This is a genomic window from Gracilibacillus sp. JCM 18860 (genome assembly GCF_055395245.1).
In genome coordinates, this window is the sequence record NZ_AP043868.1 from 2,322,130 (window position 1) to 2,337,108 (window position 14,979).

Here is a 14,979-nt window from a genome sequence, read left to right on the forward strand (position 1 = left end):
TCCTAGCTTAGTAAATTTATCAAATATTTAACTTTTGGTTAATATCTCCTTAAAAAAACTCTTCTATACTATTTAGAGATGGGGATGCATATTGTTTCCATAGGTACTTAACTCATCCATCACCAGCTGATTATTTTTGATGGGAAGAAATTGGGGGATTACAATGAAAATCTTAATCACATCCGAATGGTATTCTCCTGTTATTAATGGAGTAGTGACATCTATCATCAACTTAAAAAAGGAATTACAGCACTTAGGTCATGATGTTCGTATACTCACCCTATCTAACCAAAAGAAATCATTTCGGCAAAATGAAGTGACATATATAAGCTCATTAGGCATTGGTAAAATATATCCAGGTGCTAGAATCACCTTATCCACCAATGATAAATATCTTGATGAATTAATAGCATGGCAACCGGATGTCATCCATACACAATGCGAATTTAGCACCTTCCGTTTAGCCAAGTATATAGCCAAACATTGTGGTGCACCCATTATCCATACTTATCATACCGTTTATGAGGATTACACCCATTATTTTTCTCCTAATCGCAAATGGGGAAAAGCGATGGTTGCCGTCTTTACCAAAAAAGTACTGAAGCATGCTACATATGTGATTGCGCCAACCGATAAGGTTCAATCGTTATTAAAAGGTTATGGGGTTACGCAAGAGATTAGTGTCATTCCAACAGGTATTTATTTACACCAATTCACGAAAAAAATACAAAATAGAACGAAACAACAGCTTAGGCAGCAGCTCGGCTTATCTCCAAACCAACGGCTCTTATTGTTTGTCGGCAGATTAGCAAAAGAAAAAAATTTAGAAGAAATCATTCGTTATTTTGCACGCTTAAATCGACAGAATCTCGTTTTATTGATTGTTGGGGGCGGTCCTCACAGACATTCACTTGAAAATTATGCTAATAAAAAGAATATCTCTGACCGCGTTATTTTTACTGGGATGGTATCACCGGAGCGAATAGCGACATACTACCAGATAGGCGATGCCTTTGTTAGTGCATCTAATAGTGAAACACAGGGACTAACCTATATTGAGGCATTAGCAAGTGGACTACCGGCTATTTGTCGCGAGGATCCTTGCTTGGACAATGTTATTGTGAATGAACGAAATGGGTGGCAGTATTCCTCCTATGAGGATTTTAAAGAAAAATTACAATGGCTTATTTCCGATAAGGAAGTATGGCAACAGTTTTCTAAAAACGCGGTAGAAAGCGCTGTGCGGAATTTTTCCTCGACTGCCTTTGCTCAAAACATCGAAAGCATTTATTTTCAGGCGATCAAGGAACACCCAAAAAATCACGATAGTCTGCCAAATTTTAATCAAAGTAGCTTGAATTCATGAAACTAAATCCAAAAACCATTAAAACGATTTATCATATCCTTACCATTCTAAGCTTAGTGGTTTGTCTTGCCTTTTTTATCTATGGCATACAAACAAAGCTTTTTTATTCAGAAGAGGCTCTAGAGGCCTTTCTAGATCCATTTGGTATTTGGGCGCCCATCTTCTTTATCCTTTTTCAATTTGTACAGGTGGTCTTCCCTATAGTACCAGGTGGGATTGGTTGTCTTGGTGGAATTCTAATCTTCGGACCAATCTTCGGCTTGCTTTATAACTATATCGGAATCTGCTTAGGTTCTCTAGCCGCTTTTTGCATAGCCAAAAAATATGGCCATACCGTACTGACCCTTTTCTTTAAAGAAAAGCTTCGAAATAAATATAGAAGCTGGGTAGAGCATAAACAATTTCCGCTACTTTTTGGTGTGGCGATTTTTATGCCGATTGCACCAGACGATTTTCTTTGTTACCTTGCTGGAACAACGAAAATGTCTTTTAAAAAGTTTACAGCTATTATTCTGATTGGAAAACCTCTCCCCATTGCTATTTATAGCTTTGGATTGGAACTATTATTTCGCTACATTTCATCTTTTGTTACATAGGGGGACATGTATTATGAAAGTGTTATTATATGCTGGCTCTGAAAGGCTAATTAGCAAAAGTGGAATCGGACAAGCTATGCGCCATCAGAAGAAAGCACTGGAGCTTTTGAATATTCCACATACAGCAAATCATCATGAGGACTTCGATATCGTCCATATCAATACGATCTTTCCTAACTCGCTAATGATGAGCTGGTGGGCGAAGCAAAAGGGGAAGAAGGTCGTATACTATGCCCATTCCACAATGGAGGATTTTCGCAATTCCTTTATTGGTTCCAATTGGTTAGCACCGCTTTTTAAGAAATGGATTACCTTTTGTTATAATCGAGCAGATATTATAATCACTCCTACAGATTATGCGCGACAAATACTATCTAGCTATAGGTTAAATCCTCCTATTTTCAGCTTGTCTAATGGGATTGATACAAGCTTCTTTCGCCCAACCACTGCTGCACGAAATCGCTTCAGAAAAAAATATCAAATATCTGAACAGGACAAGGTCATCCTTTCTGTTGGGCATTTTATGGAACGAAAAGGAATCTTAGATTTTATTGAGCTCGCGAGGCAAATGCCAGAGTACCGGTTTTATTGGTTTGGTTACACCCCTTTGAAATTGGTTCCTGCAAAGGTGAAGCATGCGATGAATCAAAATATCCCTAATCTATATTTCCCGGGCTATATTAATAGACAGGAGATTAGGGATGCTTACTGTGGAAGTGATCTATTTTTATTTTTGACTCATGAAGAGACAGAAGGGATTGTCTTACTTGAAGCATTGGCCGCGAAAACTCCTGTGTTAGTCCGAGATATTCCGATTTATAATAAATGGTTAACCAACGGGAAAACGGTCTACAAGGCAAAGCATTTTGATCAATTCAAAAGCATGATTAATGGAATGCTCGCAGGAGAATTAGGAGATTTGACGGAAAATGGATACAAGCTAGCATTAGAAAAAGATATTAAAAAAATCGGTGAGAAACTGTTAGAGTTGTATCAGTTTTAACCTTTTTTAATGGCCTTTTTCTTCTATAAATTGATAAACAAACATCATCTCTTCTTCGTAATTTTGCTCTATCTCAAAATATTTCGCATCATTTTGTATACATTTACGTTTCAGCTTATCGTGTTCTTCGATAAATTGAGTGATGGGCCTATCTTCTTTAGCTCCTCTATTTTCTATCACATTTCGGTATTTGATAATGCCTGAATCAAAATGATCTCGAATATAAGGAGTAGAGAAAATCAGGTAAAAGGAGATAATATCCTCAGGGTATTTCTTTCTTAGTGCCTCTACTTGTTCTGGTAAAAGATAACATCCCTCTATAATCCCACTTTGGTTGTTTTCTATCATTGTTTTGATCATTTCACGAATTATCGGCCATAATTTTTCCGTGATGATCTCATCCTCGTCAAGTGGAGTAAAGCCGCAATCACGATCACTTCGATAGATCCCCATCTTTAGGTGATCGATTGAAAAATATGGGATTCGGTATTTTTCTAAAAGCTTCTGTGCTAGAAAGGTCTTTCCCGTACAGCTTGTTCCGCCGATTAAGATAATCATTTAGCATCACCCTCCTGTTATTAAAAATCCTTCCTCACCGATTTACTGATTACCATAGCTGCAATCATAAAACCAATCATTCCTAAGAAAATAGGTACACCAATAAAGGAAAATAAATTCGTTCCATTTCCTACAGAGGAGGATAAGATGGCGATGATCAGAATGGATGAGGTAATCGTTGCTTGAACAGAATATTTGATCATGCCGAATGCTAGAGGAATCAGAGACATTCCTGCACAGGCTATGGCCATCACGATAAGATGAATGATTTTTTCACGTAAAAATTGGCTGGATAAGGGCTCCAATATGTAGCTATTTATCTCATTTATCCAGTAAAATCCAGTAAAAACAATGATGCCAGAGCTAACGATAAATAGAAAGGTTAGCATACTAACAACCATAAGTTTAGCAAATAGTAACTTTTTGCGGTTGACTGGATACATGAACAGAACAGAGACCGTCTTATCTCTAAACTCCTCGACAATTAGCTGAGAGAGTAGTACAGAGGCGTAAATAACAAATGCTGCGGCAACCATCAACTCCAAAAAGAAAAATACATCATCATAGCTCGTATAAAATTCCTTCGTTATTTCAGGATCAATTTCAAACAAAAGTAGTATACCGATGATCCCCGCATTGATCGATAGAAAGCTAATCCATACATTTCTTATGTTAACTCGTCTCATTTCCAGCTTCATAAGATTAACCATTTACTTCAACCCCTTCCATCAATTGTAGGAAATAATCCTCCAGAGACTGGTTTCTTTGATAAATCGAATCAATCCTTATCCTTCTCCTAACCATCGCCTCGACAATGTCACTCTGATTAACCTTATGATCATAAATCTGAAACACTCCTTTATCCTCACGCCATCTAAAATTAGTCAAATTCAATTCATTTTCAAGTACAAAAGCAGCTCCTGTATGATTAGAAACCATCAACTCTAGATGATCCGTTTGTTTATTTCGTATATCCTCTAAAGGAGCTTCTACCACTAATCTACCTTCACGAATCACACCAATCGTATCTGCGATTTGTTCCATTTCAGCAAGTATATGGCTAGAGATGATAAGTGTCATACCATATAGTCTACTAAGCTTGAAAAACAAATCACGGATTTCATGCATGCCGATTGGATCTAATCCATTTACCGGCTCATCAAGGATGAGAAATTCAGGCTTTGTAATAATCGCTCTTGCGATACCGAGCCTTTGCTTCATACCTAAGGAAAACTCCTTAACTGGCTTATTCTCCACATTAACTAGGTTTACGAGCTGTAGAGATTCAGCAATGGCTTCTTTATTATAGTAGCCCATGTATTCACAATGAAGCTCGAGATTTTGTTCTGCCGAGAGCCTTTCATAAAAACGAGGGTATTCGATGATGCTTCCAATCTTTTTTAACATTTCATACGATTGAGTCTGAAGCTTTTCCCCCATTATTTCTATTTCTCCCTCGGTTGGGCGAACTAAGCCTGTGATCATTTTCATTAAGGTCGTTTTCCCAGCACCATTCGGTCCTAAAAATCCATAAATCTCTCCACGCCGAACATTCATATTCACCTTCGAGACTACCTCTACTCCTCCATAGAGCTTCGTAAGCTGTCTGGTCCTAAGCATATAAGTCATGTAACATCCCCCTTACTTTGATTAGCTTCACTATATCAGAGGAAACCGTCATTTCTATTACGCAATTCTTACGATTTTCTTAAGTTAGAAAAGAAGCATTTAAGGCTTTAGGAAATTGAACCGTAAAAACGGTTTTCGTATAAGGCGTACTGGCATATGTAATTTGTCCGTTCATTTGTTCGGTTAAATGTTTAGCTATCGTTAGCCCGATTCCACTACCCTCTGCTTGTCGACTTCTGGAATCATTTAGTGTGTATAAACGCTCAAAGATTCGTTGCTTCTCTTGCTCTTTTATTCCTTTTCCGCGGTCTGATACCTTTAGATAGACATGGTCTTCATCCTGCTCCAAAGCAATCCCTACCATTTTTCCGTCCTTCCCATAGCGAATCGCGTTTGTTAATAAATTATCTAGTATCCGCGTAATCGCCTCTGGATCTGCGTAAAGGAAAATGGGTTCCTGAGGAATATCAGTTTCAACTGCAAAGCCTTTGGAGCTTAAGGTATCATAGTAGCCAACGATTGCTTTTGCACAAACCTCATTCAGATGAACTTTACGGATATCCAACTGCCAATCACCAGACTCTAATTTTGCTAGATCAAAAAATTTATTGATCAAATCTGACACTTCCAAAGCCTTCCGACGTACTTTAGTTAGAAGTGAACCTCGCTTTTGATCTGTCAATTTTTTGTCATACTCCATTGTTTCTAAATAGCCTAAAATGACGGTTAAAGGAGTTCTCAGATCGTGTGAGACATTCGATAACATCCGATTCATCGACATCCTCACCTTTGCATTATCTGCAATGTATTGATGGTGAAAATCCAGCAAGCGATTGATTTCGTTTAATAGATTTCTAAGCTCCTTTTCTTCTGTCATTAAAAGTAAGCGCTCAGCAGATGGATTCGAAATAATCTGATTCATTTTTTCTGTCATATAACTAAGCTGATATCTTATCTTCTTTTTTTCATGATATAGCTTAAAAACAAGCAGCAGCAGGACGACTATCACCACAATTAGTAGATAGATCATTGTCTCATCTCCAGTTTATATCCAATTCCCCAAATTGTTTTCACATACTTTGGGGAAGAGGGATTGTCTTCTATCTTACCTCTTAATCTTCGAATATGAACATTGATGACATTTTCGTCCCCATAATACGCTTCCTGCCAAACCTTTTCATAGAGCTGACCTTTTGTAAAGACTTGGTTCGGATTGGTTGCTAAAAGACGTAATATTTGAAACTCCTTTGCAGTTAAAGATATTTCGTCACCTTTTTTTCGTACAGTAAAGTTATTTAGATCTATCTCTAAATCGAATACCTTGACGATTTCTGGTGGATGGTTTTGACTATATTGCTTCGATCTTCTTAATGCAGCCTTCACCCTTGCTGTCATTTCGATTAACGAAAAAGGCTTTGCGATATAATCATCTGCCCCAAAGCCAAGCCCTAACGCTTTATCAACATCACTATCCTTTGCGGACATGATCAGAATAGGCAAGAGGCTCTCCTTTCTTATTTGCTGTAATACATCTATTCCGTTAGAGGTAGGAAGCATGAGATCTAATATGACTAAATCAAATTTATTTTGCGAAAATAGCGTGATGGCCTTCTGACCATCCTCGACGGAAATAACCTCATAGCTCTCTTTTTGCAAATGATTGGCCACCATTTCTCGGATTTGTTGATCATCCTCGACTAGTAATATCGTTTCCTGCATTTCCATCCCTCTTCCTTAGCAAAAAATAACATTTATCCTTTTCATTATACTGTATCATCCTTCTGAAATATATTGCTAGATTAATAGTTTTCGATTCTTTTTTCAGTTATAATAACAGTCTAGGAGTGAAATAAAATGAACAAAAAAGATATAGCCAATATACGAAAGCAATTCAAGCTAGACAATGACTTATTGAAAATACATGATATTTTTAATGTGTATATCATGAAGGAGTCCAGTGAAATTTATCATCAGGAAAGTCAGCCCTTTGAAATGTTAGATCAAGACCAGCAGGAATTATTTATGAACAATTTCAAAAAAGTGCTGACAGGCACAATCGATGAAAAGTTATTTGAGCTGAAATTTCTATCCGGTATCGAAAATAGTAGTCAGCTTATTCTACATCAAGGTTTATTAAGCAGTGAAACAGATGCCTGGAAGGAACAAATGCTACAAATAGTGGAGAAAATGCTTGATGAAAAGCAGTATGAAATGGATATTGTCGTCACCTTCATTCGCGGAGAATACTTAAAGCCAATGAAGCGTGGGAATGATGATGCCGAGGAAAGTAAACGAGATTCTGTCTATTCCCATTCCTTTATTCTATGTAGTTTAAATAAAACACAGGATCCAAAAAAAGAGCTCGTATTTGATTATGTAGAGAAGGAATTTAAATATAATGTAGTCGTTGACCCTGTGATTAATCTTAAGGCACCAGTTGGCGGTTTTCTATTCCCTTGTTTTACGGAAAATGCTGCTGATGTGAACCGTATTCTCTACGCTACAGGGAAGGCGAATGAACCAGATCCTCACTTCATTGAGGAGGTTTTAAATGCCGAGGAAACCTTGACTGCCAAGGATGATAAAATTGTATTCGAGGAAATTGTTCGCGACGCTGTTGGCCATCAAATTAATACATCGACCCTTGCTAGTATGTATGAGGAAATCAATCGTGTGGTGGAGGAAAATGAAGAGGAGGAGCCACCGAAGCTAGATTATAGGGATGTGGAGCAGGTATTGAAGACGAGTGGCTTAGAGGATGTGGACACAGAAAAGGTCGAAACAGCCTTTAAAAATGTAGTGGATGATAAGGGTTATGAGCTAAAAGCGAGAAACATTGTGCCAAAATTCACCTCAAAATCTATTAAGATTAATACAAAGATAGCTAATGTAGCAGTAAGTCCACAGGATTTGCGATTTGTTAAACAAATACAAATTGATGGAAGACGGTATTTAATGATTGAGGTTGAAGAGGACACCATTGTGGATGGATTTACGATGATTCCAGAAGTGTTTAAATAATCGCGTGAATGTTAAAATAAAAAACCCGGAAAAATATCCGGGTTCCTACTCTTTTAGTTAAATAAATATACCCTTGTTTCGTAAGGCTTTAATGTCATTTTTTCTACTAATTTCTCCTCTTCTACTTCATAATTGTGGAGAACAGGCTGTGAGGAAATAATAGAAACTTCAGCCGGAAGCTTACATTCCGTATGTTTTTCAGAGAAATTATTGATCACTAATGCCTTATTCTCGCCAAATGTACGAGTATAAACAAAGAGACTAGGGTGATCGGCTAACAGCAACTTGTAGCTTCCATAAACGAAAACCTCATTTTCTTTTCTTAACTTGATTAAAGCCTTATAAAAATTCAAAATGGAGTCAGGATCATTCATTTGATCCGAGACATTAATATCCACATAATTCGGATTCAGCTTCATCCACGTTTTATTCGATGTAGTGAAGCCTGCCATTGCCCCAGCATGCCATTGCATAGGAGTACGGGAGTTATCGCGTCCTTGCTTCCAGATGACTTGCATAATATCCTCATGTGGACGTCCTTTTTCTGTTTCTAGCTTATAGTAATTGATCATGCCGACATCATTATAATCCTCTATCGATGGAAACTGAACATTCGTCATACCGATTTCCTGACCCTGATAGATAAATGGGGTTCCTTTCATGAGGAAGTACAAGGCAGCTAGCATTTTAGCACTTTCCTTCCAAAGCTCTTGGTCATTTCCCCATGTGGACACTCGGCGAGGTTGATCGTGATTTTCGATAAATAAAGCATTCCAGCCTTTCCCTTCAAGACCTGCCTGCCACTTCGATAGATTTTCTTTTAATGCCTGCACATTTACAGTGTCGTCTCCATCCTTTTGCCATAGACCTAAAAATTCAAATTGAAAAATCATGTCAAAGTAGCCATGCTCTTCACTAACCCATTTGTCCGCATCCTCCAGCTTAACGCCATTCGCCTCTCCAACTGTCATAATATCGTAATTATGGATCGTTTTTTGTGCGAATTCTGATAGAAATGGATCAATCCCCTCGACATTCATCATTTTTGAAAAGGATGGTACATAGTCTAAATTTTTGGGATTTGGCATATCCTTTAAGCCAGTTTCCTTTTTGATATGGGAAATAGCATCAACGCGAAAGCCATCGACTCCTTTATCCAACCACCAGTTCACCATCTCATATAATGCTTCTCTTACATTAGGATTTTCCCAATTTAAATCTGGTTGACGTTCAGAGAAGATGTGCATAAAATATTGATCGGTTTTTTCATCATATTTCCATGCAGATCCGTTAAATATCGATTCCCAATTATTTGGCTCCTTACCATTTTTGCCATCACGCCATATATACCAATCACGTTTTGGACTATCCTTTGAAGAGCGTGATTCGATAAACCATGGATGCTCATCACTCGTATGATTAATGACTAAATCTAAAATCAGCTTCATTTCCCGCTTATGCACTTCTTCTAGAAGTTCATCGAAATCGGCCATTGTCCCAAATTCGTCCATAATATCTTGGTAATCAGAAATATCGTAGCCATTATCATCATTTGGAGATTTATACATTGGACATATCCAGATGACATCGATTCCTAGGTCTTTCAAATAGTCGAGCTTTGATGTTACTCCTCTTAGATCTCCAATTCCATCCTCATTACTATCCATGAAGCTTCTCGGATAGATTTGATAGACAACACTTTCCTTCCACCACTTTCTACTGACAGTCCGCATCTCTATTCTCCTTTATCTTTTAATCTATTTGAAAAAATGGATGTATCCATTTTTTTATATGTTCGTCCATGCTTATCTGTTCCCTTACGATTTTGCTAAGGTTTCTCTGATTGTTCCAACCGACAATGCCCCAATTATGAGGAAAATTCCTGATAATAAGATCATGGCAGGCATCGACGACCCAAGTAATGGAAAAATGGCAAAGCTTACACAAGAGGCAATAATTTGTGGTAAACAAATACTACCATTGAACAAACCGAGATATGTCCCCATATTTTCCCCTGTTAATGCATTTGTAAGAATCGTAAATGGAAAGGTCATCATGGCTGCCCAAGCGATTCCTATTAGGGTAAAGGAGATAACTAAAAGCCATTGATGATGGATAAAGAATACGGAACTAAATCCGATTCCTCCAAGCACTAAACTAATCGCATAACCCAGCTTTCTTCTTTGGTTAGAAATACGTGATAGTACAAGTGACCATAGTACTGCAGCTACGGATTGTACTGCGGACAAGATGCCGAACCAGTTACCTGCAGCTTGATAAGCAGAGCTTGAAGGATCTGTCGTATTCCACACATTCGCCGCAACAGCACCTGTACCATATGTCCAAAGATATTGAAAGCCCATCCAACAAAACAATTGAACAAGTGTAACTGTCCAAAATACTTTTGGAGCACTGCGGAGTAAGCCAAACATACTCGTTTTTTTCTTATGCGCATCTTCTCTTATTCCGTGGTAAAGAGCATATTCCGAAGGGGAATATTCCTTCACCTTAAATACCGTAAATAAACTACAAATGATTAGAACTACCGCACCGACATAAAAGGAAATAACCACTGATGGTGGGACAACTCCCTTAGGCGCAGTGTTGGAAACACCTACTGCAGTTAGTAAAAATGGGAAAATACAAGCTAAAACAGCCCCGCTATTCGATAGGAAGCTTTGGATCGAATAAGCGAATCCTTTTTGCTTTTCATTGACCATATCTCCTACCATCATCTTAAATGGCTGCATTGCAACATTAGATGAGAGATCCATAAATAAAATCGTTACCGCCCCAAACATTAAAGCAAGCATGGAACCAAACCCAAAACCAAAGCTTCCCGCATTCGGCAATAAACACATAACTATTACAGAGACAATGGAACCAACGAGTAAATAAGGGATTCTCCGGCCGAGCCTCGGCATCCACGTTCGATCGGATAAATAACCAACAATCGGTTGAACGACTAACCCTGCAAGTGGCGGTAATATAAAGAAAAATCCTAATTTAGTAGGATCTGCTCCAATCGTTTGAAAAATTCGCCCCATGTTGGCACTTTGCAAGGAGAATGCCATTTGTACTCCTAAAAAACCAAAACTAATCAACCATATCGTACTGATTGGTAGATTCGGTAATTGTTGTTTTACATTGCTTTCTTCTTCTGTCTTAATTTCTTCTGCTAACATAATATCCTCCTTAAACCTAAACCTCTCATTTATCCGCTTTCAAAATGCAATCGATTGCACATAAGCTTTCATTTGTTCTAAATGGTTTTTTGTTACGATATTTAAATACTATTACTTTTTTAATCGAGCAATTCATATTATATCTGAAATTATTTTATAGCGCAATCGATTGCATTAATGTTCCGAATATCTCTTTTTTTCTATAAATCTATTTTGATTAGCATATGAGGGGCTGTTTGCAATATATCTTGGTGAACGCTCCTCTTCCTAGCTAGATTGCCAAGATATATCTTTTTATCTTGACTATCTCTCCTCTCCATAGCGAGATGAGCAAAATATATTTTTTCGACAACCTGTTCTTCACTAAGTTGATGTTTTTCTTTTTTCATGATATAGTCTATGAAACTATATGGATATTTCTCATCCAGAGAGGGGGAGGGACTGACCCTATGATCTCTCGGCAACCAACTTTTATTCAAAGTATGGTGCCAACTTCAGACGTATTTTAATACGAAAGATGAGAAGGAAAGCAATTATACTATCGGTAATCAGCCCTTCTCCCCTTTTTAGAGAAGGGCTTTTTCACATCTTACTTTAGGAGGAAACAAGCATGGCTATTCACACATTTAAAGCAACAGCAACATTAAAGGAAAAGGTTTTAGTAGAAACGGAATCCCGAGGACATAAGGTGATGGTTGACGAACCTGCATCCCTTGGTGGCACTGATACTGCAATGAACCCAGTAGAATTATTACTTTCTGCATTAGGATCCTGCCAATCGATTGTGGCACGTACGTATGCTGAAAAATTTGATATTGATCTAAAGAATTTCCGTGTTGAATTAGAAGGGGATATTGATCTGGACGGATTTTTCGATAAGGGGGATGTGCGCCCAGGATATTCGGAAATAAGCTCAACCTTTTACATTGATACTGATGCTCCAAAAGAAAAAGTAGAGGAATTTGTCACATTTTTAGAGGAGCATTGTCCAGTAGGTGATACGATTCAAAACCTTGTTAATCTTTCCTCTACCACTGTCATAAAAAAATAACCATCTCTCCTTGAGATGGTTATAACTTCCATATCCCGATCAAATTCACATACACTACGAGAATCGTGACCGGTACAATCCAAGTCATGACAACTCTCCAGATTTGATACCAGCCATTGGATAGGTTGTTAGACATCTTAAACTGCTCTTCCACCAGCGCTTTATCCATTCGATGAATGATAAACATCGCAATAAGTAAGCTTCCGAGTGGTAGCAAAATATTACTCACTAAATAATCTGTTGCATCAAATACTGTTTTATTAAAGACCATGAAATCCTTTAGAATACTGGAGGACAGGGCTGCTGGAATACCCGCAATGAACATAACAAGTCCTGAAATCCAGGTCACTTTCTTTCTCGATCTTTTTCCATTTTCCGTGAAGGCAGATACGATAATTTCTAATAAACTAAAGGAGGACGTTAAAGTCGCAAATAAAAATAATAATAAGAATAGACAGAAGAATACTTCCCCGAAAGGAATTTGAGCAAATACTGTCGGCAAAATAATAAACAATAAGCCCGGCCCTTCTGTAGGCTCAATTCCAAAGGCAAACACTGCCGGGAAAATAGCTAATCCCGCTAATAAGGAGACGAAAATATTCATCACGACAACAGAGGAAGCAGATGCCGGGATACTCACTTCTTTTCCTAAATAAGAGCTATAGGTAACCATACAAGAAAAACCCACTGCTAGAGCAAAAAAGGATTGACCAAGCGCATAGAGAATTCCCTCTCCTGTTAGGCTAGAAAAATCTGGATTTAGAATAAAAGAGATCCCTTCCGCAGCCCCTTCTAGAGTGAGGGAACGAACGACAAGGATAATAAAAAATAAAAACAATAATGGCATCATATATTTATTCGCTTTTTCAATCCCATTCTTTATTCCAAAAGAAATGACAGCAACATTAATGAGTAAAAACAGCGCTAACCCTGTTAACGTAATGACGGGCGAGGAGGTGACAGCGCCAAATAATTGCTCATAATTCGCTCCATCCTTAATTACTTGACCAACAACAGACTGAGCACTATAAATCAAGACCCAACCACCTACCACACTATAAAAGGAAAGCAATAGAAAGCAGCCTAATACACCTAGCTGACCGATCATTTTCCAATGGCTATTTGGCGCTAAGGTTCTATAAGCCGTGATCGCTTCTTTTTTCGCGCCACGCCCAATTACAAATTCTGATATTAGCATCGATAATCCAATCACAAGGGTGAAGACAATGAATAATAGGAAAAATGCTGCTCCTCCATTTAGTCCTGCCTGATATGGAAACTTCCAAATGGCACCTAGTCCAATCGCAGCACCAGCGGAAGCCATAATAAACCCAATTTTGGATGACCATTGTTCACGCATCGCAAACACTCCTTTTCATATAAAGACTATTATAAACTTTATATGGTCTTAAGGGAAGTGTAGGATTGTTCCTTGATTAGATTAAAAACATCGTAGGTAGAAGTAGGATGAATATCGCAAACAATGGATATAAACCAAGCTTGATCGTAGACTTCTCATGTATGGAAAGGAACTCCAAAGGACTCTTCACAGGCTTACAGATCCAGTCTGCTAGCTGATCTAGCTTGTTTTTTTTCAGTGGTATTTGAGGGATTTCTACATGAAACTCCTCTAACCTTTCTTTGAGCTCTTCTGGTATTTCTTTTTTATTCATGCCGTTCCCTCCAATAGCTCTTTTAATCTTTTCAACGAAGCATGTAATCTTGATTTGACGGTCCCAATAGGTATTTCTAGTATTTTCGCAATTTCTTTTTGACTTAAATCATGATAATAGGTTAATAAAATGATTGCACGCTGATGCTCAGGTAATTGTTTGATAGCTTCTTGGATCGTAAGTTTATCAATAGACGACATGCTTTCATGTTGGGCTTCTTGCTGGTATAAAAATGGCAAAAGCTTCTTCCAGCGTTGCCTCTTATTCAACCGATTAATCATCAATTGATAGGCCATGCGAAATAAATAGGTCTTGATCGAGGATTTTCTCGCATCAAATTGATGTTGATATTTATGAAAACGCAAAAAGGTATCCTGGACGATATCAATACTTAGCTGCTCCTCCTGACAGTAACGGTAGATAAAAAGATAGATAGGGGTTTTGTAAGAAACGAACAATTCCTCAAGGCTGTATTGTTCTTCTTGCTCCGCCTTATTCAAATTCATCTGGCCACCGTTTTTTTATTCCCTTAAGTACATAAACAATTCTAGAGATAAGCCAAATAATGGTGAGTAAAGAAAATATAGCGGTCTGATGAAGAAAAAATTGCACCCAAGGGCTTTCAATATTATCTCCGCGAAGTAAAACAATACATAAACCAATCAGGCAGAGATACGTATATCCTGCAACTACAATATTAATATTATCCCATCTCGTCCATTGAAAATAAATATCTGTTTTCTTAAAATCAATTTTGCCTTGTGAATCCTTGACCACCTTTTTGTTTAACGTAGCGATAAATATTGCGAAAACATTTCCTAAGATCACCACAACAACTGTACTGATTAACCAACCTAATGTCATATTGTCCTTCCTTTCCTTCTTTTACTTACTTAT

Annotated in this window: 17 protein-coding genes and 1 riboswitch; of the genes, 5 read left to right on the forward strand and 12 right to left on the reverse strand. The window is 37.8% G+C overall.

Going from position 1 to position 14,979, the window contains the following annotated elements:
* Positions 1 to 163 precede the first annotated feature (163 nt).
* Genes ACZ5R4_RS11745 through ACZ5R4_RS11755 form a run of 3 tightly spaced genes read left to right on the forward strand, consistent with a single transcriptional unit; the run spans position 164 to position 2,965 of the window.
* Positions 164 to 1,366, forward strand: a complete 1,203-nt coding sequence (locus tag ACZ5R4_RS11745) for a glycosyltransferase family 4 protein (RefSeq protein ID WP_109983199.1) — start codon at positions 164 to 166, stop codon at positions 1,364 to 1,366.
* Positions 1,363 to 1,962 (forward strand): TVP38/TMEM64 family protein, encoded by a 600-nt coding sequence (locus tag ACZ5R4_RS11750; RefSeq protein WP_109983200.1) that lies wholly within the window; start codon positions 1,363 to 1,365, stop codon positions 1,960 to 1,962. The genes ACZ5R4_RS11745 and ACZ5R4_RS11750 overlap by 4 nt, the downstream gene beginning before the upstream one ends.
* A gap of 13 nt (positions 1,963 to 1,975) precedes the next feature.
* Positions 1,976 to 2,965: an LTA glycolipid anchor biosynthesis glycosyltransferase, IagA/BgsA family gene (locus tag ACZ5R4_RS11755; protein WP_109983201.1), complete on the forward strand. Its 990-nt coding sequence runs from the start codon at positions 1,976 to 1,978 to the stop codon at positions 2,963 to 2,965.
* Positions 2,966 to 2,971: 6 nt separating this feature from the next.
* Here the strand turns inward: ACZ5R4_RS11755 and ACZ5R4_RS11760 are convergent, their stop codons facing one another.
* From ACZ5R4_RS11760 to ACZ5R4_RS11780, 5 genes are all read right to left on the reverse strand, one after another.
* Complete coding sequence (locus tag ACZ5R4_RS11760; RefSeq protein WP_054860070.1) at positions 2,972 to 3,523, reverse strand: P-loop NTPase family protein; 552 nt, start codon at positions 3,521 to 3,523, stop codon at positions 2,972 to 2,974.
* A 20-nt stretch (positions 3,524 to 3,543) separates the two neighbouring features.
* Entirely contained in the window at positions 3,544 to 4,209 is a 666-nt protein-coding gene (locus tag ACZ5R4_RS11765) for an ABC transporter permease (protein WP_464367338.1), read from the reverse strand.
* Between the two features lie 16 nt (positions 4,210 to 4,225).
* A complete protein-coding gene (locus ACZ5R4_RS11770) occupies positions 4,226 to 5,152 on the reverse strand; it encodes an ABC transporter ATP-binding protein (RefSeq protein WP_464367339.1) in 927 nt (308 codons plus the stop codon).
* Between the two features lie 79 nt (positions 5,153 to 5,231).
* Positions 5,232 to 6,182 carry a sensor histidine kinase gene (locus ACZ5R4_RS11775; protein ID WP_109983203.1) on the reverse strand — a complete coding sequence of 317 codons (951 nt, stop codon included), beginning with the start codon at positions 6,180 to 6,182 and terminating at the stop codon, positions 5,232 to 5,234.
* Positions 6,179 to 6,871, reverse strand: a complete 693-nt coding sequence (locus tag ACZ5R4_RS11780; protein ID WP_464367340.1) for a winged helix-turn-helix domain-containing protein — start codon at positions 6,869 to 6,871, stop codon at positions 6,179 to 6,181. The genes ACZ5R4_RS11775 and ACZ5R4_RS11780 overlap by 4 nt, the downstream gene beginning before the upstream one ends.
* A 135-nt stretch (positions 6,872 to 7,006) precedes the next feature.
* On the opposite strand from ACZ5R4_RS11780, the gene ACZ5R4_RS11785 reads away from it, so the two are divergent.
* A complete protein-coding gene (locus ACZ5R4_RS11785; RefSeq protein ID WP_109983205.1) occupies positions 7,007 to 8,173 on the forward strand; it encodes a DUF4317 domain-containing protein in 1,167 nt (388 codons plus the stop codon).
* A 53-nt stretch (positions 8,174 to 8,226) separates the two neighbouring features.
* On the opposite strand, the gene ACZ5R4_RS11790 is transcribed toward ACZ5R4_RS11785, so the two are convergent.
* From ACZ5R4_RS11790 to ACZ5R4_RS11800, 3 genes are all read right to left on the reverse strand, one after another.
* The gene (locus tag ACZ5R4_RS11790; protein WP_464367341.1) at positions 8,227 to 9,906 is read right to left on the reverse strand and encodes a glycoside hydrolase family 13 protein; all 1,680 of its coding nucleotides are present in this window, start codon (positions 9,904 to 9,906) and stop codon (positions 8,227 to 8,229) included.
* A gap of 84 nt (positions 9,907 to 9,990) precedes the next feature.
* On the reverse strand, positions 9,991 to 11,358 hold the full coding sequence (locus ACZ5R4_RS11795) for an SLC45 family MFS transporter (RefSeq protein WP_109983207.1): 1,368 nt from the start codon (positions 11,356 to 11,358) through the stop codon (positions 9,991 to 9,993).
* Between the two features lie 200 nt (positions 11,359 to 11,558).
* Positions 11,559 to 11,747, reverse strand: coding sequence for a hypothetical protein (locus ACZ5R4_RS11800; protein WP_277679122.1), 189 nt, complete (start codon positions 11,745 to 11,747; stop codon positions 11,559 to 11,561).
* A 28-nt stretch (positions 11,748 to 11,775) separates the two neighbouring features.
* Positions 11,776 to 11,882: riboswitch (SAM riboswitch) on the forward strand.
* An 86-nt stretch (positions 11,883 to 11,968) separates the two neighbouring features.
* Here ACZ5R4_RS11800 and ACZ5R4_RS11805 point away from each other — a divergent pair.
* Complete coding sequence (locus ACZ5R4_RS11805) at positions 11,969 to 12,409, forward strand: OsmC family protein (RefSeq protein ID WP_109983208.1); 441 nt, start codon at positions 11,969 to 11,971, stop codon at positions 12,407 to 12,409.
* A 19-nt stretch (positions 12,410 to 12,428) separates the two neighbouring features.
* Here ACZ5R4_RS11805 and ACZ5R4_RS11810 read toward each other — a convergent pair whose 3' ends face one another.
* The 4 genes from ACZ5R4_RS11810 to ACZ5R4_RS11825 form a co-directional block, all read right to left on the reverse strand.
* Positions 12,429 to 13,769 (reverse strand): sodium-dependent transporter, encoded by a 1,341-nt coding sequence (locus ACZ5R4_RS11810; RefSeq protein WP_464367342.1) that lies wholly within the window; start codon positions 13,767 to 13,769, stop codon positions 12,429 to 12,431.
* Positions 13,770 to 13,845: 76 nt separating this feature from the next.
* The gene (locus tag ACZ5R4_RS11815) at positions 13,846 to 14,082 is read right to left on the reverse strand and encodes a hypothetical protein (protein ID WP_054860066.1); all 237 of its coding nucleotides are present in this window, start codon (positions 14,080 to 14,082) and stop codon (positions 13,846 to 13,848) included.
* Complete coding sequence (locus ACZ5R4_RS11820) at positions 14,079 to 14,588, reverse strand: sigma-70 family RNA polymerase sigma factor (RefSeq protein WP_054788126.1); 510 nt, start codon at positions 14,586 to 14,588, stop codon at positions 14,079 to 14,081. The genes ACZ5R4_RS11815 and ACZ5R4_RS11820 overlap by 4 nt, the downstream gene beginning before the upstream one ends.
* Positions 14,575 to 14,946 carry a hypothetical protein gene (locus ACZ5R4_RS11825; protein WP_109983211.1) on the reverse strand — a complete coding sequence of 124 codons (372 nt, stop codon included), beginning with the start codon at positions 14,944 to 14,946 and terminating at the stop codon, positions 14,575 to 14,577. The genes ACZ5R4_RS11820 and ACZ5R4_RS11825 overlap by 14 nt, the downstream gene beginning before the upstream one ends.
* Between the last annotated feature and the right edge of the window lie 33 nt (positions 14,947 to 14,979).